Origin of the sequence: Thermomonas fusca DSM 15424 (genome assembly GCF_000423885.1) — a bacterium.
Lineage (GTDB): Bacteria > Pseudomonadota > Gammaproteobacteria > Xanthomonadales > Xanthomonadaceae > Thermomonas > Thermomonas fusca.
Window position 1 is genome coordinate 14,498 of record NZ_AUIV01000030.1, and the last position, 20,389, is coordinate 34,886.

The 20,389-nt window shown below is 71.2% G+C and carries 19 protein-coding genes and 1 riboswitch; of the genes, 12 read left to right on the plus strand and 7 right to left on the minus strand.

Features of this window, described 5'->3' with window-relative positions; translation table 11 throughout:
- Positions 1-48: 48 nt before the first annotated feature.
- A complete protein-coding gene (locus G582_RS16485; RefSeq protein WP_051247194.1) occupies positions 49-1,455 on the minus strand; it encodes an MATE family efflux transporter in 1,407 nt (468 codons plus the stop codon).
- 65 nt (positions 1,456-1,520) lie between these two features.
- On the opposite strand from G582_RS16485, the gene G582_RS16490 reads away from it, so the two are divergent.
- Positions 1,521-2,684 (plus strand): DUF3667 domain-containing protein, encoded by a 1,164-nt coding sequence (locus G582_RS16490; protein WP_051247195.1) that lies wholly within the window; start codon positions 1,521-1,523, stop codon positions 2,682-2,684.
- Positions 2,685-2,744: 60 nt separating this feature from the next.
- Here the strand turns inward: G582_RS16490 and G582_RS0111740 are convergent, their stop codons facing one another.
- On the minus strand, positions 2,745-4,112 hold the full coding sequence (locus G582_RS0111740; RefSeq protein WP_028840000.1) for a DUF3106 domain-containing protein: 1,368 nt from the start codon (positions 4,110-4,112) through the stop codon (positions 2,745-2,747).
- Between the two features lie 791 nt (positions 4,113-4,903).
- On the opposite strand from G582_RS0111740, the gene G582_RS0111745 reads away from it, so the two are divergent.
- The 4 genes from G582_RS0111745 to G582_RS0111760 are packed head-to-tail and all read left to right on the plus strand — an operon-like array spanning position 4,904 to position 10,010.
- Entirely contained in the window at positions 4,904-7,108 is a 2,205-nt protein-coding gene (locus G582_RS0111745; protein WP_028840001.1) for a primosomal protein N', read from the plus strand.
- 54 nt (positions 7,109-7,162) lie between these two features.
- Positions 7,163-8,104: a transaldolase gene (tal, locus tag G582_RS0111750; RefSeq protein WP_028840002.1), complete on the plus strand. Its 942-nt coding sequence runs from the start codon at positions 7,163-7,165 to the stop codon at positions 8,102-8,104.
- Positions 8,105-8,114: 10 nt separating this feature from the next.
- Complete coding sequence (locus G582_RS0111755) at positions 8,115-9,386, plus strand: NAD(P)/FAD-dependent oxidoreductase (protein WP_038053981.1); 1,272 nt, start codon at positions 8,115-8,117, stop codon at positions 9,384-9,386.
- A 9-nt stretch (positions 9,387-9,395) separates the two neighbouring features.
- Positions 9,396-10,010 (plus strand): trimeric intracellular cation channel family protein, encoded by a 615-nt coding sequence (locus tag G582_RS0111760; protein ID WP_028840004.1) that lies wholly within the window; start codon positions 9,396-9,398, stop codon positions 10,008-10,010.
- Positions 10,011-10,081: 71 nt separating this feature from the next.
- On the opposite strand, the gene rpoH is transcribed toward G582_RS0111760, so the two are convergent.
- Complete coding sequence (rpoH, locus tag G582_RS0111765) at positions 10,082-10,960, minus strand: RNA polymerase sigma factor RpoH (protein ID WP_028840005.1); 879 nt, start codon at positions 10,958-10,960, stop codon at positions 10,082-10,084.
- Between the two features lie 190 nt (positions 10,961-11,150).
- Positions 11,151-11,252: riboswitch (TPP riboswitch) on the plus strand.
- Between the two features lie 70 nt (positions 11,253-11,322).
- On the opposite strand from rpoH, the gene thiC reads away from it, so the two are divergent.
- Genes thiC through thiD form a run of 6 tightly spaced genes read left to right on the plus strand, consistent with a single transcriptional unit; the run spans position 11,323 to position 16,431 of the window.
- Positions 11,323-13,143, plus strand: coding sequence for a phosphomethylpyrimidine synthase ThiC (thiC, locus tag G582_RS0111770; protein ID WP_028840006.1), 1,821 nt, complete (start codon positions 11,323-11,325; stop codon positions 13,141-13,143).
- Positions 13,140-14,108 (plus strand): FAD-dependent oxidoreductase, encoded by a 969-nt coding sequence (locus G582_RS16495; protein ID WP_038053964.1) that lies wholly within the window; start codon positions 13,140-13,142, stop codon positions 14,106-14,108. Before thiC ends, G582_RS16495 begins: the two co-directional genes overlap by 4 nt.
- Positions 14,108-14,305, plus strand: a complete 198-nt coding sequence (gene thiS / locus G582_RS0111780) for a sulfur carrier protein ThiS (protein WP_028840007.1) — start codon at positions 14,108-14,110, stop codon at positions 14,303-14,305. The genes G582_RS16495 and thiS overlap by 1 nt, the downstream gene beginning before the upstream one ends.
- 1 nt (position 14,306) lies before the next feature.
- The gene (locus G582_RS0111785) at positions 14,307-15,077 is read left to right on the plus strand and encodes a thiazole synthase (RefSeq protein WP_028840008.1); all 771 of its coding nucleotides are present in this window, start codon (positions 14,307-14,309) and stop codon (positions 15,075-15,077) included.
- A complete protein-coding gene (locus G582_RS0111790) occupies positions 15,074-15,682 on the plus strand; it encodes a thiamine phosphate synthase (protein ID WP_028840009.1) in 609 nt (202 codons plus the stop codon). Before G582_RS0111785 ends, G582_RS0111790 begins: the two co-directional genes overlap by 4 nt.
- Positions 15,679-16,431, plus strand: a complete 753-nt coding sequence (gene thiD / locus G582_RS16500; protein ID WP_038053966.1) for a bifunctional hydroxymethylpyrimidine kinase/phosphomethylpyrimidine kinase — start codon at positions 15,679-15,681, stop codon at positions 16,429-16,431. The genes G582_RS0111790 and thiD overlap by 4 nt, the downstream gene beginning before the upstream one ends.
- On the opposite strand, the gene ung is transcribed toward thiD, so the two are convergent.
- Genes ung through ubiE form a run of 3 tightly spaced genes read right to left on the minus strand, consistent with a single transcriptional unit; the run spans position 16,418 to position 18,088 of the window.
- Entirely contained in the window at positions 16,418-17,128 is a 711-nt protein-coding gene (gene ung, locus G582_RS0111800; RefSeq protein ID WP_038053969.1) for a uracil-DNA glycosylase, read from the minus strand. The two genes, thiD and ung, sit on opposite strands and share 14 nt — an antisense overlap.
- A 5-nt stretch (positions 17,129-17,133) precedes the next feature.
- Positions 17,134-17,322, minus strand: a complete 189-nt coding sequence (locus G582_RS0111805; RefSeq protein WP_028840011.1) for a hypothetical protein — start codon at positions 17,320-17,322, stop codon at positions 17,134-17,136.
- A gap of 4 nt (positions 17,323-17,326) precedes the next feature.
- Entirely contained in the window at positions 17,327-18,088 is a 762-nt protein-coding gene (ubiE, locus tag G582_RS0111810) for a bifunctional demethylmenaquinone methyltransferase/2-methoxy-6-polyprenyl-1,4-benzoquinol methylase UbiE (protein ID WP_028840012.1), read from the minus strand.
- A gap of 90 nt (positions 18,089-18,178) precedes the next feature.
- On the opposite strand from ubiE, the gene G582_RS16505 reads away from it, so the two are divergent.
- The gene (locus tag G582_RS16505) at positions 18,179-19,855 is read left to right on the plus strand and encodes a GspE/PulE family protein (RefSeq protein ID WP_051247197.1); all 1,677 of its coding nucleotides are present in this window, start codon (positions 18,179-18,181) and stop codon (positions 19,853-19,855) included.
- A gap of 227 nt (positions 19,856-20,082) precedes the next feature.
- On the opposite strand, the gene G582_RS18480 is transcribed toward G582_RS16505, so the two are convergent.
- Positions 20,083-20,389: transposase (locus tag G582_RS18480; RefSeq protein WP_028840013.1), on the minus strand; the 307-nt coding region annotated here is incomplete at its 5' end.

The following is a 20,389-nucleotide window of genomic DNA, read 5'->3' on the forward strand; positions in this document are numbered from 1 at the left end:
GCGCAGCGGCGGCCAGAGTGCGAATGCTAGCCGAGCGCGGTGACGGGCTCATGCGGCATCGGTCACGGTGACCGACGGTGGTGCGGGCGACGATGCGGGCGACGATGCGGGCATGGGCAGGCGCGCGCTGCTGCGCAGGAAGCGCCGGCACAGCAGCACCGCCGCCACCAGCAGCCCTGCGGTCAGGCCCAGCCACATCCCGCGCGGCCCCCAGCCCAGCCACAGGCCCAGCCCGGCGCCCACCGGCATGCCGATGCCCCAGTAGGCCAGCGCTGCCATCCACATCGGCACGCGGGTGTCGTTGAGCCCGCGCAGCGCGCCGGCCGACACCACCTGCACGCCGTCCGGCAGCTGGAACAGCGCGGCGTACAGCAGCAGGCTGCCGCCCAGCGCGATCACCGCCGGGTCGGCGCTGTACAGCGCGGCGATGGCGTCGTGGCCGGCCAGCATCAGCAGCGCCGAACAGACCTGGGTGCCCAGCGCCAACGCCAGCCCGGCGAAGGCGGCAGTGCGCACGCCTTCGCGGTCGCCGCGGCCCAGTGCATGGCCCACCCGTACGGTGGTGGCCTCGGCAATGCCGAACGGCAGCATGAAGCACAGCGTGGCCACGTTCAGCGCCACCTGGTGGGCAGCAGCCGGCACTTCGCCCAGGCGTCCGATCAGCAGCGCGGTGGCGGCGAACAGCCCGCCTTCCATGGTCACGGTGACGCCGATCGGCAGGCCGTTGTGCAGCAGCTCGCGCTGCGCCGGCCAGCGCGGCCATTCGAAATGCGCGAACAGCTCCAGGTCGGCGAAGCGGCGGCTGCGCCACAGGTACAGCGCGAAGCCCAGCGCCTGCAGCCAGAACATCAGTGCGGTGGCGATGCCGATCCCGGCAGCGCCCAGCTCCGGCAAGCCCAGAAGGCCGTTGGTCAGCACATAGGCGGTCGGCGCCAGCAGGCACAGCCCGCCGAAGCCCAGCAGCATGGTCGGCAACGACCAGTGCAGGCCGTCGCTGAGGTATCGCATCGACAGGTACAGGGTGAACGCCGGGATGCCCCAGCGCACCGCGTGCAGGAAGTCGACCACGCCGGGCACGATGTCGGGCGCGATGCCCATCGGCCGCAGCAGCAGCGGCATCGCCGACAGCAGCGCCAGCAGCACGATCCCCAGGCCCAGCGCCAGCCACAGCGCCTGCCGGAACAGCGGCCCGATCGCGGCGCGGCGGCCGCCGCCGTCCAGCTGCGAGACCGCCGGCGGCAGCGCCATCAGCGTGCCCATCGGCGCCAGCATCGGCAGCCACAGCAGCGCCGAGCCCACCGACACCGCCGCCAGCGTGGTGGTCCCGTGGTGGCCGGCGACCATCGCATCGACGAAGCCCACCAGCCCGTGCGAAAGATGCCCGGCCGCCAGCGGCGCGGCCAGACGGGCGGTGCGGCCCGCGTCGGCACGCAGGCGGGAAAGGAAGGTAGGCATGGCGGGCATCGGAAGACAGGGGCGCACGCTGGCGCCGGCGCCGCGCGGCCTGTCATTCTACCGGCATGAGCCAGCCGCTTGATCGCGAACCCGACCCGCAACCCGCGCCGGAAGCGCGCTGCCGCAACTGCGGCGCGGCCTTGCACGGACCCCATTGCCACGCCTGCGGGCAGCCGGTGAAAGGGCTGGTGCGGCCGCTCGGCAACCTGTTCGGCGACGTGCTGGACAGCGTGTTCGACCTCGACATCCGCGTGTTCCGCACGCTGCCGCCGCTGTTCGCCAAACCGGGGTTTCTGACCCGCGAATATTTCGCCGGCCGGCAGATCCGCTACGTCACCCCGTTCCGGCTGTTCTTCTTCCTCGCCGTGCTGGCGTTCTTCGTCGCCCAGCTGGCGTTCGACGCCCCCACCATCAACCTCGGCAAGGGCGACACCATCAATGCCGCCACCACCGTCGCCGAGGTGGAGAAGGCGCGCGACGCCAAGCTGGCGGAACTGGCGAAGGTGAAGCAGGGGATGGCCGGCACCCCGGCCGCTACCGGCATTGCCGGCATCGAGACCGGCGAACAGGCGGTGCGCGACGTTGCCGCCGCGCGCATCGCCGCGCTGCAGAAGGCGCAGGCGGCTGGACAGCCGCCGCCGGTGGCGGCAGACAGCGACGCGGATTCGCTCAACCTGAGCATCAACGGCAAGCGCTGGGACGAGAAGAAGAATCCGCTCGATACCTGGCTGCCTGCTTTCGCCGACGGCTGGGTCAATGCGCAGCTGGTCCGCGCCAGGGACAACATCGCCCGGCTCAAGCAGGACCCGGCCGCGTTCAAGGACGCGGCGCTGGGCGCGGTGCCCACCACCCTGTTCGTGCTGGTGCCGATCTTCGCGTTGATGCTGAAGCTGGCCTATGTCTTCAAGCGTCGGCTGTACATGGAGCATCTGGTGGTGGCCCTGCACAGCCACGCCTTCCTGTGCCTGGACCTGCTGCTGGTGCTGCTGGTGCGCGCGCTGGCGCAGTGGCTGGCGCCGGGCGAGGGCGCGCTGGCCACGCTGTTCGGCTGGACCGAAGGCCTGCTGCTGGCGTGGATGCCGGTCTACCTGCTGCTGATGCAGAAGCGCGTGTACGCGCAGGGCTGGCCGATGACCGCGCTGAAGTATTTCGTGCTGGGCACCTGCTACTCGGTGCTGCTCAGCTTCGCGGTGCTGGCCAGCATGGCGATCGGGCTGGTGGCGATGTGAGTGGCAGCGTCGATGCCGCTGTCGGCACGACGACTATCTCGATCCATCCACGGCCCGCACCTATTGCTGCAGCCGCGCCTGCAGCCACGCCGCGCGCTGCGCCGGCGCCTGCGCCAGCAGCTCGCGGCGCAGCGCGGCGCGGGCTTCCGGCGGGGTGATCTGTGCCAGCCGCGCCAGCGTGTCCAGCTCCTCGGCGGAAGCGGCCCGCAGCAGGCGCAGCAGCGCTTCGCGTTCGCCGGGCTCGACATAGGCGAACAGCGCGCCGATGCGCGGCCAGTCACGGCCCAGCCGCGGCCCCAGGTGCCAGCCGCGGTGGGCATCGAACGATAGCGACGCATAACGCTCGCGCAGCGCCAGCTGTTCGGCCGAAGGCAGGGCGGCGAAGCGCGCCGCCAGCCGACCCAGCAGCGCCTGCTCCTCGGCCGGCAACGCCTGCCATTCCTCCAGCGCGCCGCGCTGCTGCGCGCGCTGCGACGGCGACAGCCGGTCCCAGGCGCGGATGCGCTCGCTCAGGTCGCTGCCTGCCAGCGGGTCGACCGCGGCCGCGGAGGCGGTGTCCGGGAACGCCGGGGCCAGCGGCGGCGGCGGCAACGCATCGGCTGCTTCGGTCGCCAGCCAGGCCAGCAGCGGCAGTTGACGCGCCAGCTGCAGGGTGCCCGGCTCGGCCAGCAGCGCGCGGTCCGGGTGCAGGGCCGGGTCGGCGGGGTCGAAGCGCGCCTTCGGCGCCACTGCGGGCGGCAGCGGTTCCACCTGCACGTGGTTGCGCCAGCTGTCCAGCAGTTCGCGGCCGCGTTGATGCAGGAAGAAACTCGCCAGCAGCGCAAAGGCGCACGCCGCCACGCCCAGCCACAGCCAGCGCATGCGCCGGCGATGGCGGGCAGCATCGGCGCCCTGGTCGGGCTGCGCTGTCGATGGCGCGGGCGCCGGGGCGGCGGCCGCGGTTTCCGGCAGGGCGTCCAGCGCGCGCTGTGCGGCCGCCCGCCAGGCCCGCCAGACGTCGAGGTCGGGCTGGCCCAGGGCATCGCGCGGCAGCGCATCGCGGATCCGCAGCTGGTAGGCATCCACCTCGATCCCCAGCGCGGCGGCGGCATCGGCCTCGTCCAGCGCCGCCACCAGATGCAGCAGCAGCGCCGCCCGCACCTGCGCCGGCAGCCGGGCGATCCCGGGCAGCGGGCCGGCAGTGACGGCGCCGGTCTGGCGCATGCTTGGCGTCGACAGCAGCAGCCGCCAGTACTGCCGCGGCCATTGGGCGATCGGCCATTGGCCGGCTTCGGAGGCGAAGACCCGGGCGGCGGCATCCAGCGCGCGCGGGGCCGCCTGGGCATCACCGGACTGCACCAGCGCCAGCAGGCGTGCGCGTCGATCCAGGCCACGCAGGAACGCGGCGACCGCCGCGGACGGGGGGGGAGAGGGGTGGGATTCGGTCATGTCGGGAGGATCGGCACGGCCCAATCTTATAGCGGTCACACCCCGCCCCGGCCGTCCGCCACCGGCGCCGGACGGGCGGGCTTCAGCAAAAGCGGGAGGGCACGGCCAGCGGCAGTTGTGCACAGCGGCATAAATCGGCTAGGGGCGTCGGTCGGGACCGCGTGCGCGGCCAACCCTGCAGCCGGTGATTTCCGCAAGTTGTTGATTTTAAATCGCCTCTGCGTGGCGGTGAAATTCTGGCCAGGTGCGTGGAGGGCGCGCCGGTGCTGGCTCCGGCGGAACCGTCCCGGCATCACGCACAGGTTTATCCACAGGCGGTGTGGATAACGGACGTTTTCCGTCCGGAAACAGCCGCTTGCGCGGGATTCCGTGCGCTGGATCACAGATGTTCCCGGCCTGCCGGCTGCGGCGATGGCTTGACACCCCCGCTCGCCGCGGCTCCACGAGCCGTGGCGCGGGTTGCGGGTGGAGCAGTTGTGCACAGCCGTGAAGAAGCGGTCACAAATGTCGGTTTCACGTTAACGGCGCATGTCGCCGGCCCCGTGTTCCACGGATAAGTCGATGTTTATGAAGGGGATTGTGAATATGGCGATTTTTTGTCCACGGGCGGGAAAGGGCGCTGTGGCGGCCCTCGCGCAGGCATGGCCGGGCCCCATGCACAGACTTATCCACAGTCGATGTGGATAAGCACGCTTTCCGAGCAATAACAGCCACTTGCGTGGATGACGTTAGCGCGTGGTCAGGTATGCGCCGCAACCTGAACGGATGCCGGCGGGGCTAGACTTGCCGCGATGACCGTTTCCGCGACCCTGCGCGTGGCCCTGCCGGTGCCGCTGCCGCGTCTGTTCGACTACCTTCCGCCGCCTGGCCTCGACGCCTCCGCGGTGGCGGTGGGCGCGCGGCTGCGGGTGCCGTTCGGCCAACGCGAGGTCTGCGGGCTGGTGGTCGGGCACGGACAGGCGGAACCGGGCGTCGAGCTGCGCGCCGCGCTGGCGGCGCCGGATGCCGCGCCGCTGCTGCAGGGCGAACTGCTGGCCTCGCTGCGCTGGCTGGCCGGCTACCTGCATGCGCCGCTGGGGGAAGTGCTGGCGGCCGCCCTGCCGGCCGCGCTGCGGCGCGGCGAGCCGCTGCCGGACATCATCCGCTACGGCTGGGTGCTGAACGAAGCAGGGCGCACCGCGCTGGCGGCGATGCGCGCGGGCAAACCGAAGGCGCTGGCCATGCTGCTGGCCGAAACGCGCGCCGAGGACTGGCTGGACGAAACCTCGCCGGGCTGGCGCGCGCCGTTGCGCCCGCTGCGCGAGCGCGGGCTGGTCGAACGGGTGAAAGCGGGGTCAGAGTCGCCTTTCACGAAGAAAGTCGACTCTGACCCCGCTTTCGACCCCGCTTTCTCTCCCAATGCCGAGCAGCAGCTCGCCATCGACGCGATCCGCAGCGCCAACGGCTTCGCCCCGTTCCTGCTCGACGGCGTGACCGGCAGCGGCAAGACCGAGGTCTATCTGCAGGCGATCGCCAACTGCCTGGCGCGCGGCCGGCAGGCGCTGGTGCTGGTGCCGGAAATCGGCCTGACCCCGCAGGCGCTGACCCGCTTCCGCGCCCGCCTCGGCGTGCCGGTGCACGCGCTGCATTCCGGCCTCAACGACAACGAACGCGCCGCGACCTGGCTGGCCGCCGCCAGCGGGCAGGCGCGGGTGATCGTGGGCACCCGCTCGGCGGTGTTCGTGCCGCTGCCGGAGGCCGGCCTGATCGTGGTCGACGAGGAACACGACGGCAGCTACAAGCAGTTCGACGGCATCCGCTACCACGCCCGCGACTTCGCCATCGTGCGCGCCCGCGCGCTGGCCGTGCCGGTGCTGCTGGGCAGCGCCACGCCGTCGCTGGAAACGCTGCACAACGCGCGCTGCGGGCGTTACGAGCTGCTGCGGCTGCGCCAGCGCGCCGGCGCTGCCCGGCCGCCGCAGGTGCGGGTACTGGACGTGCGCAAGCGCCCGCTGCAGGCCGGCCTGTCCGAGGAGTCACTGGCTGCGATTCGCGCCGCGCTGGACGCGGGCGGGCAGGTGCTGGTGTTCCGCAACCGCCGCGGCTATGCGCCGGTGCTGCTCTGCCACGACTGCGGCTGGAGCGCGCACTGCCCGCGCTGCAGCACCCCGGAACGGCCTACCGCGATGACCGTGCATGCCCACGGCAAGCGCCTGCAGTGCCACCACTGCGGCCACCGTCGGCCGTCGCCGCCGGCCTGTCCGGACTGCGCCAGCCTGGCGCTGCAGCCGCAGGGCAACGGCACCGAGCGGATCGAGGCCGAACTGCAGGCGCGCTTCGACGACGTGCCGGTGATCCGCATCGACCGCGGCAGCACCGGCCAGCGCGACGGCCTGCAGAAGCACTTCGATGCGCTGGGCAACCAGCCCGGCATCCTGATCGGCACCCAGATGCTGGCCAAGGGCCATGACCTCGGCAATCTGGTGCTGGTGGTGGTGGTGGGGATCGACGAAGGCCTGTTCTCGGCCGATTTCCGCAGCGGCGAGAAGCTCGCCCAGCTGCTGATCCAGGTGGCCGGCCGCGCCGGCCGCGCCGAGCGTCCGGGCACGGTGCTGCTGCAGACCCACCACCCCGAGCATCCGCTGCTGCAGACGCTGGTGAACGGCGGCTACCACGTCTTCGCCGACGGCGAGCTGGCGCTGCGGGAAGCCGCCGGGTTCCCGCCGTTCGCCCATCTCGCCCTGCTGCGCGCCGAAGCCAAGCAGGCCGAACATCCGCTGCAATTCCTGCAGCTGGCGAAAACGCTGCTGGAGGGCAGCGGGATCGAGGTGCACGGCCCGCTGCCGGCACCGATGCCGCGCCGCGCCGGCTACGTGCGTTCGCAGCTGCTGCTGGCCGCGCCGGCGCGCGCCGCCCTGCACGCCGCGCTGGACGCGGCGGTGCCCGCGCTGTACGCCGCGCCGGACGCGCGGCGGGTGCGCTGGTCGCTGGATGTCGACCCGCTGGACCTGTACTGATCCTTCGCGGCCGCAGTCCTACAATGCGCAGCCCCATGCCGCACCGGACCGTCCGTGAAGTCCCAGCTTGAACAGCTCCGCACGCATTCCGCCGTGGTCGCCGACACCGGCGACATCGAGGCCATCGCCCGCTTCATGCCGATGGACGCCACCACCAATCCGTCGCTGCTGCTGAAGGCCGCGGCGCTGCCGGGCTATGCGCCGCAGCTGGCGGCCAGCGCCGCGGCGGCCGGCGGCGACGACCCGGTTGGCGACGCCTGCGACCGGCTGGCGGTGGCGATCGGCAGCGAGATCGTCAAGCTGATCCCCGGCCGCGTGTCCACCGAGGTCGATGCGCGCCTGAGCTTCGATACCGAGGCCACCGTGGCCAAGGCGCGGCGGCTGGTGCGGCTGTACGCCGACGCCGGCATCGGCAGCGACCGCCTGCTGATCAAGATCGCCGCCACCTGGGAAGGCATCCGCGCCGCCGAGCAGCTGCAGCGCGAAGGCATCCACTGCAACCTGACCCTGCTGTTCTCGTTCGCGCAGGCGGTGGCCTGCGCCGAGGCCGGCGTCTATCTGGTTTCGCCCTTCGTCGGCCGCATCCTCGACTGGCACCTGGCCAACGGCATGGCGCCGCCGGCCACGCCGCAGGACGACCCCGGCGTGCAGTCGGTCACGCGCATCTGGCAGTACTACAAGCAACACGGCTACGACACCGTGGTGATGGGCGCCAGCTTCCGCAACACCGGCCAGGTGCTGGCGCTGGCCGGCTGCGACCGGCTGACCATTTCCCCCGAACTGCTGGCCGAACTGGAGCGCTCGGACGCCCCGGTGGCGCGCGCGCTGGACGACGAGGGCAACCGTCTGGTGCCGCCCGCGGCGCTGGACGAGGCCGGCTTCCGCGCCCGCCACGACGAGGACGCGATGGCGCGCGAGAAGCTGGAGGAAGGCATCCGCAAGTTTGCCGCCGACCAGCAGCAGCTGGAAGCGCTGCTGGCGGCGCAGCTTGGCTGACGCCGCGGCGATGGCGGCGCGGCCGCGGGTGGTGATCGTCGGCGGCGGTTTCGCCGGCCTGTGGGCGGCGCGCGCGCTGGCGTCGGCGCCGGTGGAGATCGTGCTGGTGGATCGCGGCAACCACCACCTGTTCCAGCCGCTGCTTTATCAGGTTGCCACCGCCGGCCTGTCCGCCCCCGACATCGCCGCGCCGCTGCGGCACATCCTGCGCAGCCAGCGCAACGTGGAGGTGCGGATGGCCACGGTCACCGCCATCGACGCCGCCGGCAAGCGCATCGCGCTGGAGGATGGCGCCACCCTCGGCTTCGACTTCCTGCTGCTGGCCAGCGGCGCCACCCACGCCTATTTCGGCCACGAGCAGTGGGCGCAGCACGCGCCGGGCCTGAAGACGCTGGACGACGCGCTGGACCTGCGCCGCAAGCTGCTGCTGGCGTTCGAGCGCGCCGAAGCGGCCAGCGACCCGGCCGAACGCGCCGCATGGCTCAGCTTCGCCATCGTCGGCGGCGGCCCCACCGGGGTGGAGCTCGCCGGCACGCTGGCGGAGATCGCCCGGCACACGCTGAAGGACGAGTTCCGCAACATCGATCCCGCCAGTGCGCGGGTGCGCCTGGTCGAGGCAGGCCCGCGGGTGTTGGCGACGTTTCCGCAGGCGCTGTCGGAGCAGGCGCAGCGGCAGCTGGAGAAGCTCGGCGTGGAAGTCTCGCTGGGCACGCCGGTCAGCGACATCAGCAGCGAGGGCTACACGCTGGGCGACGCCTTCGTGCCGGCGAAGACCGTGGTCTGGGCCGCCGGCGTGGCGGCCTCGAAGCTGGGCGCAATGCCGGGCGTGCCGCTGGATCGCGCCGGCCGGGTGCAGGTGCGGCCGGATCTGGGCGTGCCGGGGCATCCGCACATCTTCGTCGCCGGCGACCTCGCCGCCCTGGCGCAGGCCGATGGCAGGCCGGTGCCCGGAGTGGCGCCGGCGGCCAAGCAGATGGGCCGCTACGTGGCGCAGGTGATCCGGGCGCGGCTGTCGGGGCAGGCGCCGCCGCCGCCGTTCGCCTATCGCGACTACGGCAACCTGGCCACCATCGGCCGCATGGCGGCGGTGGTGGATCTCGGCCGGCTGCGCTTCTCGGGCCTGCCGGCGTGGTGGTTCTGGCTGCTGATGCACGTGTTCTTCCTGATCGGCTTCCGCAACCGGCTGGTGGTGCTGCTCAACTGGTGGTGGGCCTACTGGAGCTACCAGCGCGGGGCGCGGATCATCCTCGGCGAAGGCCGCGATCGGCCGGCGGCGGAGTAACCCAATCCCATGTCCACCCTGTTGCTCGTGTTCGACCTGATCGGCACCTTCGTGTTCGCGCTCAGCGGCGCCACCCTGGCGGTGCGGCAGCGGCTGGACCTGTTCGGGGTGCTGGTGCTGTCCTGCGCGGCGGCGGTGTCCGGCGGCATCGTCCGCGATGTGCTGATCGGCGCGCACCCGCCGGCCGCGCTGGCCGACTGGCGCTATCTGGTCACGGCGATGCTGGCCGGGTTGGCGACGTTTCGCTGGCATGGCGCGATCGAGCGCCTGCGCAATCCGGTGCAGCTGTTCGACGCCGCCGGCCTGGCGCTGTTCGCGGTACTCGGCACCGGCAAGGCGCTGGCGTTCGGGCTGTCGCCGTTCGCGGCGACCCTGCTGGGGATGACCACCGGCATCGGCGGCGGCATCGCCCGCGACGTGCTGGTGGCTCGGGTGCCGGTGGTGCTGCAGGCGGAGCTGTACGCGGTGGCCGCGCTGGCTGGCGGCGGCGTGGTGGCGCTGGCCGCCGTGCTGCAGCTGCCGCAGCAGCCGGCGATGGTGGTCGGCGCGCTGGCCTGCTTCGGCCTGCGCTGGATGGCCTTGCGCCACGGCTGGCGGCTGCCGGTGGCGCGCGCGCGCGAATAGTTGCGTCTTCTCGCCAAACAAAACGGCCCGGATCGCTCCGGGCCGTTCGTGTATTCAACGATGCGCTTGGCTTACGCCGCGAACAGCGCCTTCATCTTCTTCAGCGCATTGGCCTCGATCTGGCGGATGCGTTCGGCGGACACGCCGTACTCGTCGGCCAGTTCCTGCAGGGTGACCTTGTTGTCGGCGTCCAGCCAGCGGCGCTTGATGATGTCGCGCGAACGGGCATCGAGGCGGGCCATGCCCTCGCGCAGCACCTCCAGCTGGTCGGCTTCGCTGTCGGCGGATTCGTAGGCGGCGGCCGGATCGGCGTCGTGGGCAACCAGGTAGTTCACCGGTGCCGGCGGGGCGTGGTCATCGTCGGCGTCGTCGGGCGCATCGAAGCCGATGTCGCGGCCGGACAGGCGCGATTCCATCTCCAGCACTTCGCGCTCGGAGACGTTCAGGTCCTTCGCCACCGCGCGCACTTCCTCGGCGTTGAGCCAGCCCAGGCGGGTCTTGCTCTTGCGCAGGTTGAAGAACAGCTTGCGCTGCGCCTTGGTGGTGGCGACCTTGACGATGCGCCAGTTCTTGATGATGAACTCGTGCATCTCGGCGCGGATCCAGTGCACCGCGAAGCTAACCAGGCGCACGCCCACGGCCGGGTCGAAGCGCTTGACCGCCTTCATCAGGCCGATGTTGCCTTCCTGGATCAGGTCGCCCAGCTGCAGGCCGTAGCCGCTGTAGCCGCGGGCCACGTGCACCACGAAGCGCAGGTGCGACAGGATCAGCTCCTGCGCGGCGGCGATGTCGTTGTCTTCGCGCAGGCGATGGGCCAGGCGCTGCTCGTCCTCCACCGACAGCACCGGGATCTGGTGCACGCCGCTGATGTAGGCCTCCAGCGAGCCCATGGCGCTGGGGATCGGCAGGTTGTTGGCGACAAGCGCGGTGGACGTCATGGTTTCCCTCATGGGTTCGATTCTAGCAGTCGCCATTTGTGACTGCTGTTCACGCCGGTAGTTCACAGTCGTTTCACGGTTGGAACAATGGCAGCAGGCTTCCGTTCAGGAAATCCCGACCTATCCGGCCGAGGTGGGGACGGATTCGCGGCCTGCAAGCCCGACGCGCGCTTGACAGCATGCAGGCGCGCCTCGATCCTGCGCCCATTCCGAGGGGAGCCCCGTACGGGGCTGAGAAAGCGTCGAGCTGACCCTTGCACCTGATCCGGGTCATGCCGGCGTAGGAACGGAAAAACCACGCCGCGTGCGCCGCGCCGCGTGCCGTTGCATCGTCCAATCCCCGGATCTCCCGCCGTTTCACGAGGAGGAGATCCATGCAAGCACCAGACACCCGTCCGGGCGCCGTCACCACCGGCCCGATCCGCGGCTCGCGCAAGGTTTATCTGTCGCCGCCCGGCCATCCCGGCCTGCGGGTGCCGCTGCGCGAGATAGCGCTGGACGACCCGCAGACGCCGCAGCTGCACCTGTACGACACCTCCGGGCCGTACACCGAGGACGGCGTCGCCATCGACCTTGCCGAAGGGCTGCCGGCGCTGCGCGAAAACTGGCTGGCGCAGCGCGGTTTCGAAGTCGTCGAAGGCCGCGCGGTGCGCCCGGAGGACAACGGTTTCGCCAGCGGCGAGCGGCTGGTCGCGCCCTGCCCGGCGGCGCGCACCCTGCGCCGCGGCGGTGCCGGCCAGCCCGTCACCCAGCTGGAGTTCGCCCGCGCCGGCATCGTCACCGAGGAAATGGTCTACGCCGCCCATCGCGAGAACCTGGGCCGCATCGCCGCCAGCGACGAGGAGGAGCGGCGGCTGGCCGAAGGCGAGTCGTTCGGCGCGGCGCTGCCGGCGCTGGTGACGCCGGAATTCGTGCGCGACGAGATCGCCCGCGGCCGCGCCATCCTGCCGGCCAACATCAACCATCCGGAACTCGAGCCGATGGTGATCGGGCGCAACTTCCTGGTGAAGGTCAACGCCAACATCGGCAACTCGGCGCTGTCGTCCGGCGTGGCCGAGGAAGTGGAGAAGCTGGTGTGGTCGATCCGCTGGGGCGCGGACACGGTGATGGACCTGTCCACCGGTCGCAACATCCACAACCTGCGCAGCTGGATCCTGCGCAACGCACCGGTGCCGATCGGCACGGTGCCGCTGTACCAGGCGCTGGAAAAGGTCGGCGGCGACCCGGCCAGGCTGGATTGGGAGGTGTTCAAGGACACCCTGATCGAACAGGCCGAGCAGGGCGTGGACTATTTCACCATCCACGCCGGCGTGCGGCTGGCGCACGTGCCGCTGACCTCGAGGCGGGTGACGGGCATTGTTTCCCGCGGTGGCTCGATCATGGCGCGCTGGTGCCTGACCTACCACCGCGAGAATTTCCTCCACGAACGCTTCGACGAGATCTGCGAGATCCTGCGCCGCTATGACGTGGCGTTCTCGCTGGGCGACGGCCTGCGCCCCGGCAGCATTGCAGACGCCAACGACGCCGCCCAGTTCGCCGAGCTCGACACCCTTGGCGAACTGACGAAAGTGGCCTGGGACAAGGGCTGCCAGGTGATGGTGGAAGGCCCCGGCCACGTGCCGATGCACAGGATCCGCGACAATATGACGCGCCAGCTGGAGGTCTGCAGCGACGCGCCGTTCTACACCCTGGGCCCGTTGACCACCGATGCCGCGCCCGGCCACGACCACCTGACCTCGGCGATCGGCGCGGCGATGATCGGCTGGTTCGGCACCGCGATGCTCTGCTACGTCACCCCCAAGGAGCACCTTGGGCTGCCCGACCGCGACGACGTCAAGACCGGCGTGATCAGCTACAAGGTCGCCGCCCACGCCGCCGACCTGGCCAAGGGCCACCCGGCCGCGCAGGCGCACGACGACGCGCTGTCGCGGGCGCGCTTCGCGTTCCGCTGGGAGGACCAGTTCAACCTGTCGCTGGACCCCGACACAGCGCGCGCCTACCACGACGCCACCCTGCCGAAGGACGCCCACAAGAGCGCGCATTTCTGCTCGATGTGCGGGCCGAAGTTCTGCTCGATGCAGCTCAGCCACGAGCTGCGCGGCGGTGCCGAGGCGGGGATGCAGGCGAAGGCGGAGGAGTTCGTCGCCAAGGGCGGTGCGCTGTACGTGGACGCGCCGGCGAACCTGCCGGCATGAGCGCGCGCGTGCGCGTGCTGGGCGCCGGCGTGGGCGGCTTGGCGGCGGCACTGGAACTGGCGCAGGCAGGCGCGGAAGTGGAGGTGCTGGAAGCCGGCAGCCAGCCCGGCGGCGATGGCGCCAGCCGGTTTGCCGGCGGCATGCTGGCGCCGTGGTGCGAATGCGTCAGCGCCGAACCCGTCGTCGCCGAGCTTGGCCGGCAGGCGCTGGAGTGGTGGCCGCGGCAGTTTGCCGGCACCGTCCGCAACGGTACGCTGGTGCTGGCGGCCGCGCGCGATGTCGGCGAGCTGAAGGCGTTCGCCAATCGCAGCGAACGCTTCCAGCGGCTGGATGGCGACGGCATCGCCGCGCTGGAGCCGGATGTGGCCGGACGTTTCCGCCACGGCCTGTTGTTCGCCGACGAGGCGCACCTCGACCCGCGCGCCGCGCTGGCGGCGCTGGCGCAGCGGCTGGGCGAACTGGGCGTCGCCATCCGCTACGGCGTCGATGCGCGCGGCCAGGCCGACGACGGCCGCATCGTGCTGGACTGCCGTGGCTACGCCGCCCGCGACCGCCTGCCGGAGCTGCGCGGGGTGCGCGGCGAGATGCTGCTGCTGCACAGCGACGATGTGCAATTCGCGAGGCCGATCCGGCTGCTGCATCCACGCGGCATGCACTATCTGGTGCCGCGCGGCGACGGCCTCTACATGCTCGGCGGCAGCATGCTGGAAAGCGACGATGCCGGCGCGATCAGCGCGCGCTCGCTGATGGAGCTGCTCAACGCCGCCTACGCGCTGCATCCGGCGCTGGCCGAAGCGCGCATTGTCGAGCTGGGCCACGGCCTGCGCCCGGCCTTCCCCGACAACCTGCCGCGGCTGGAACAGCGCGATGGCCGCTGGCATCTCAACGGGCTGTTCCGCCACGGCTACCTGCTGGCGCCGGCGCTGGCGCGGCAGGCCGCCGCGCGCCTGCTGGAGGCGGTGTGATGCAGCTGCTCGTGAACGGCGAAACCCGCCGGGTCGAAGCCGCCACGCTGGCGCAGGCGCTGCTGGAACTGGGCTATCGCGACGCGCATGTCGCCACCGCGCTCAACGGCGTGTTCGTGCCCGCCGGCCAGCGCGCGGCGCAGGCGCTGGGCGACGGCGATGCATTGGAAATCCTCGCCCCGATGCAGGGAGGTTGAGATGCAGGTGTACGACGTCGAAATTGGTTCGCGGCTGTGGCTGGGCAGCGCCCGCTATCCCTCGCCGGCAATCCTGTCCGAAGCGGTGCGCGGCGCGGGCTGCGACGTGGTGACGGTCTCGCTGCGCCGCGAAAACGCGCAGGCCGGCGCCGGGCAGGCGTTCTGGGCGCTGATCCGCGAGCTGGGCGTGCGCGTGCTGCCCAATACCGCCGGCTGCCATTCGGTGAAGGAGGCGGTGACCACCGCGCAGATGGCGCGCGAGGTGTTCGACACCGGCTGGATCAAGCTGGAAGTGCTGGGCGCAGGCGAGCTGCTGCAGCCGGACGTATTCGGGCTGGTGGAAGCGGCGCGGCTCCTGTCCGACGATGGCTTCCAGGTGTTCCCATACACCACCGCCGACCTCGGCGTGGCCGAACGCCTGCTCGACGCCGGCTGCAGGGTGCTGATGCCGTGGGGCGCGCCGATCGGCAGCGGCCGCGGGCTGGCCGACCCGTTCGCGCTGCGCGCGCTGCGTGCACGCTTCCCCGATATCCCGCTGGTGGTCGATGCCGGCCTGGGCCTGCCTTCGCACGCGGCGATGGCGATGGAGCTGGGCTTCGATGCGGTGCTCGCCAATACCGCGGTGGCGCTGGCCGCCGACCCGGTGCGGATGGCGCGCGCGTTCGCCGATGCGGTGTGCGCCGGTGCCGCCGCGCATGCCGCAGGACCGATGCCGGTGCGCGACTTCGCCGAGGCTTCCACCCCGGTCATCGGTCAGGCCTGGCGCGCATGAGCCGGCTCGATCCGTTCTACCCGGTCCTCGATAGCGCCGCCTGGGTGCAACGCCTGCTGCCGCTTGGGGTCAGGCTGGTGCAGCTGCGGATCAAGGACACGTCGGACGAACGGCTGCGGGCGGAAATCCGCGCCGCGCTGGGGGCCTGTCGCGCGCACGCCGCGCAGCTGGTGGTCAACGATCACTGGCGGCTGGCGCTGGAGGCCGGCGCGGACTTCGTCCACCTCGGCCAGGAAGATCTGCAGGATGCCGATCTGCCGACGCTGCGCCGGCGCGGCGTGCGGCTTGGCATCAGCACCCACAGCGAGGCCGAACTGGAGCGCGCGCTGGCGCTGGCGCCGGACTACATCGCGCTGGGCCCGGTATATCCCACCATGCTGAAGCAGATGCCGTGGTCGCCGCAGGGCCTGCCGCGTCTTGGCGAGTGGAAAAGCAAGATCGGCGCGCTGCCGCTGGTGGCGATCGGCGGCATCACCCTGGAGCGCGCACAGGGTTGTTTCGATGCCGGTGCCGACGCGGTTGCGCTGGTCAGCGACATCACCCGTCACCCTGATCCCGACGCCCGCACCACGGCCTGGCTGCAGGCCACGCGGGCGCGGGCATGAAACCGCTGGTGCTGAGCATCGCCGGCTCCGATTCATGCGGCGGCGCCGGGCTGCAGGCGGACCTGGCCGCCTTCGCCGCGCTGGGCGTGCGCGGGGCCACCGCGATCACCGCGGTGACCGCGCAGAACCGCAGCGGCGTGCGCGCAGTGCAGGTGTTGCCCGCGGCGCTGGTGCGCGATCAGATCGATGCGGTGTTCGAGGAGGAGCCGGTGCGCGCGGTCAAGCTGGGCATGCTGGCGGAAGCGTCGATCATCGAGGCGGTGGCGGCCAGCCTGCGCCAGCATCGCGCGCACGCGGTGGTCATCGATCCGGTGATGATCGCCAGCTCTGGTGCGCGGCTGCTGCGCGCGGATGCGGTGGTCGCGCTGCGCCGCGAGCTGCTGCCGCTGGCCGACTGCCTGACTCCCAACCTCGACGAGGCCGCCGCGCTGCTGGACGTGCCGCGCGCGCAGGACGAGGCGCAGATGCTGGAACAGGGCCGCGCGCTGCTGGCGCTGGGGCCGCGCGCGGTGCTGATGAAGGGCGGCCACGCGCCGCTGGCGGAGGCGGTGGACCTGCTGGTGCAGCCGCGGGCAGTGCAGCGTTTCGCGGCGCCGTGGATCATCGGTGCCGATGGCCACGGCAGCGGCTGCACGCTGTCGGCGGCGGTGGCGGCCGGGCTGGCGCTGGGCGATGGGCTGGAGGTGGCGGTGGGCGCCGCCAAGCGCCATCTGGGCCGCTGGCTGGGCGAGCGTTTCAGGCCGTTGTAAGCAGCGCCCGCGGCGGCAGCGACCAGTCGATCGGGGTCTTTCCGCAGCGGGCCAGGTACTGGTTGGCGGCGGAGAAATGCCCGCAGCCGAGGAAGCCGCGGTGCGCCGACAGTGGCGAGGGGTGCGGCGCCTTCAGCACTCGGTGGCGGCGGCCGTCGATTACCGCGCCCTTTTTCTGCGCGTAGCTGCCCCAGAGCAGGAACACCAGACCTTCGCGCTCGCGGTTGAGCACGTCCACCACGTGGTCGGTGAAGCCTTCCCAGCCGCGGCCCTGGTGGCTGCCGGGCTTGCCGTCCTCCACCGTCAGCACGCTGTTGAGCAGCAGCACGCCGCGCTGCGCCCAAGGCAGCAGGCAGCCGTGATCGGGGCGGAGGAAGCCGGTATCGCGCTCCAGCTCCTTGTAGATGTTCAGCAGCGACGGCGGCACCGGCACGCCGGGTGGCACCGAGAAGCACAACCCGTGCGCCTGGCCAGCGCCGTGATAGGGGTCCTGGCCGAGGATGACCACCTTCACCGTGTCGAACGGGGTGGCGTCGAAGGCCGCGAAGATGTCCCGGCCGGGCGGGTAGATGCGCGCGCCGGCGGCCTTGCGCTGGCGCAGGAAGGCAGACAGCGCGCGCATGTCCTCGCGCGCGAACCACTCGCCCACGCGCGCCTTCCAGCTCGGTTCCAGTTGCAGCGCGGCGGCGGGTTCCATCGCGCTCAGATCACGCCGCGCTTCTTCTCGAACAGCAGGTAGGCCACGCCCAGCAGCGCGCCGATCCCCAGCGAGCCCGGCCAACCCAGCGTGCTCAGCCACTTCACCAGCCCGGCCAGCAGCAGGCCCAGCAGCACGAACTGCGAATAGCGCCAGGGGCTGTCGCGGAAATTCTTCAGCTCCGGGCCGGCCATCGGCTCAGACCTTGTAGCCGGTGTGGATGGCGACGATGCCGGCGCTCATGTTGCGGTAGCTGCAGTGGGCAAGCCCGGCCGCTTCCATCATCGCCTTGAGCTCGCGCTGCGGCGGATGCTTGCGGATCGACTCGGCCAGGTACTGGTAGCTCTCGGCGTCGCCGGCGAACAGGCTACCCAGCTTGGGCAGCACCTTGAACGAATGGAAGTCGTAGATCGGCCTGAACCATTCGGCCTGCACTTCGGAAAATTCCAGCACCCGCGCCTGCCCGCCCGGGCGCAGCACGCGCGCGATCTCGCGCAGCGCGGCGTCCTTGTCGGTGACGTTGCGCAGGCCGAACGCCATCGTCACCAGGTCGAAGCTGGCGTCGGGGAAGGGCAGGCATTCGGCGTTGCACTGCACGTACTCGAAGCCGCGCACATTGCCGCGGTCGGTCATGCGGTCGCGGCCGACCCGCAGCATGTCGCCGTTGATGTCGCCCAGCACCAGTTCGCCGGACTCGCCGACACGATCCTTCAGCAGCGCGGCGATGTCGCCGGTGCCGCCGGCCAGATCCAGCACGCGGTCGCCCTTGCGCACCTGGGTGGTGGCGACGAAGAAGCGCTTCCACAGCCGGTGGATGCCCAGGCTCATGGCATCGTTCATCAGGTCGTACTTGCCCGCCACCGAGGTGAACACCTCGGCGACCAGCTTCTGCTTCTGGGCCACCGGCACGTCGCGAAAACCGAAGTGGGTGGTGCCGGGTTTGTCCTGGGCTGTATCCATGCCGTGGATTATCGCACCATGGATTGACCCCGATCATGCCCCCCGGCCGCCGCCCGGCGAGAATGGGGGTGACAACCGCCGGAGCCCGCCATGCAATCGCCTGATTCGCACCTGCCGCCGCTGATTGCCGATGACCGCGCACTGGAGGCCCACATGGCCGACGTGCACGGCAAGAACTTCGCGTCGCAACGCGAGGGTGGTGTCGAGCTGGCGGACTGGCTGGCCAGCGGCGACGACGCCGAGGAGCGCAGCTATCGCCACGCCCAGCAGCTGGGCCTGCCGCTGGTGCAGCTGCCCGAGGTGGCGGTGGCCCCGAAGGTGGCGGCGCTGCTGCGGCCAGAGCAGGCGCGCCAGCTACGGGTGGTGCCGCTGCGCCTGCACAACGGCCTGCTGGCCGCGGCGATGGAAGACCCCACCAGCCAGCAGGCGCTGGCCGCGCTGGAGTTCGCCACCGCCCACCACGTGCTGCCGATGGTGGCCAGCGCGCGCGGCATCCGCGAGGCCATCGCCCACAGCTACGACCTGGCCGAAGACCGCGAAACCGTGCGCCAGCTCGGCCTCGATCCGCATGCGGTCGGCATCGAGAGCGAGGCCGAGGCCAACCGGCTGGCACGCGAGCAGCCGATCGTGCGGCTGGTGCACGGCCTGATTGCGGATGCGGTTGCCCGCCGCGCCTCCGACATCCACCTGCGTCCGGGCGAGCACGATACCGACGTGCTGTTCCGCATCGACGACGAGCTGGTGCCGGTGCGCAGCCTGATGCGCGCCCTGCACCCGGCCGCGATCAGCCGGGTCAAGGTGCTGGGCGCGATGAACCTGGCCGAACACCGGCTGCCGCAGGACGGCCGCACCAGCTTCATCCTCGACAACGGCGGCAAGGTCGACCTGCGCATCTCGATCCTGCCGACGGTGAACGGCGAGAGCGCGGTGGTGCGCCTGCTGGACCCGCGCGAGGGCCTGTGGAACCTCGACCAGCTGGGCCTGAGCGAGGCCGACAAGCTGCGCGTGGACGACGTGATGACGCGCAGCCACGGCATGTTCCTGACCACCGGGCCCACCGGCTGCGGCAAGTCCACCACCCTGTACGCGATGCTGCTGGAGATGCGCAAGCAGCGCATCAACATCCTCACCATCGAGGACCCGGTGGAGTTCCACATCGCCGAGATCCAGCAGATGCAGGTCAATCGCGCGGCCGGCTTCACCTTCGCAAGCGCGATGCGAAACTTCCTGCGCCACGACCCCGACGTGATCATGGTGGGCGAGATCCGCGACCACGAAACCGCCGGCATCGCGGTGGAAAGCGCGCTCACCGGCCACCTGATGCTCAGCACGCTGCATACCAACACCGCGGCGACCACCGTCACCCGGCTGCTGGACCTCGGCGTGGAGCCCTACCTGCTGCGCGCCAGCCTGCTGGCGGTGATGTCGCAGCGGCTGGTGCGGATCACCTGCCCGCATTGCCGCGAGGTGGAGCAGGTGCCCGCGCGCATCCGCGAGGCGCTGGGCGTGGGCGCTGACGAGGTCTTCCACGTAGGTCGCGGCTGCGCCCACTGCGAGGGGCTGGGTGTGCACGGCCGGCGCGCAGTCTACGAGCTGCTGGTGATGAGCCCCCGCCTGCGCGAGCTGGTGGTGCCGGGCGCGGAGGCCGACACGATCCACCGTGTCGCGGTGGAGGAAGGCATGGTGCCGATCACCCAGGCCGCGGTGGCGCTGGCGCGCAGCGGCCAGATCTCGCTCTCCGAGGCTTGGCGGGTGCGCGCGGACTGAGCGTGGCTGCATGCGACACTGCGCGCATGCACATCGAGCACGTTTCCTTCCGCGGCACGCCCTGCCTGCGCATCGCCGCCGGCGGCGCCAGCGCGCTGATGTCCCTGCACGGCGCGCAGCTGCTGTCGTGGCTGCCCGCCGATGGCCGCGAGCGCCTGTTCCTGTCCGAACGCGCGGTATTCGATGGCAACACCGCGATCCGCGGCGGCATCCCGGTAATTTTTGGTTCATCTCCCAACTCCGGGGAAGGCGGCCCGGATCTTGAGGAAGAAGTAGTCGTCATCGCGGTAGCCGTAAGCGATGCGCTTGATGACCTTGATGCGGTTGTTGATGCCTTCGACGAGGCCGGTGTGCATCGGCCAGCGGACTCGGCTGAGGATGCCGCGCCAGTAGGGGCGCAGGCATTTGGCGAAGTGCATCAATGCCGGGATGCCGCTTTCCCGGGCGTGGCGCAGCCATTGCGTCCAGGCGCGCCTCCAGGCCCAGGCGGTGGGTGCCGACCAGAGTGCCTTGAGTTGTTCCTTCATCACGTAG